This is a genomic window from Monashia sp. HAY1-5C (genome assembly GCF_056755255.1).
The window spans coordinates 1-266 of record NZ_JBPGXG010000399.1 but is presented as its reverse complement, the minus strand read 5'-3'; the positions used below and the strand labels follow the sequence as shown (position 1 = coordinate 266).

Annotated in this window: 1 protein-coding gene; it reads right to left on the bottom strand. The window is 71.1% G+C overall.

What is annotated here, in order from left to right; all coding sequences use genetic code 11:
• A partial coding sequence (locus tag ACR9ZK_RS22185; RefSeq protein WP_481344103.1) for a cytochrome d ubiquinol oxidase subunit II occupies positions 1-266 on the bottom strand: 266 nt, incomplete at both ends.

The window sequence follows — 266 nt, the reverse complement described above, 5'->3', positions numbered from 1 at the left end:
CCCTCGGCTCCCCGGAGGTTGGCGATCCAGGATGCGACCAGCGCGACGGCAGCGGACACCGCGAGCACCAGGAACACCACCGAGAAGTGCGCGATCCCCGTCCACGCGAGGAAGGCAGCGGCCACCGCGATCGTCACGGCTCCCGAACGCGCGGCCAGGCGCCGTGCCCGCAGCCGGAGGTCGCCGTCCGTCTTCAGCGACACGAAGACCACGCCGTGCGTGAAGAACAGCAGCAGCGTCGTCAGCCCGCCGAGCAGGGAGTACAC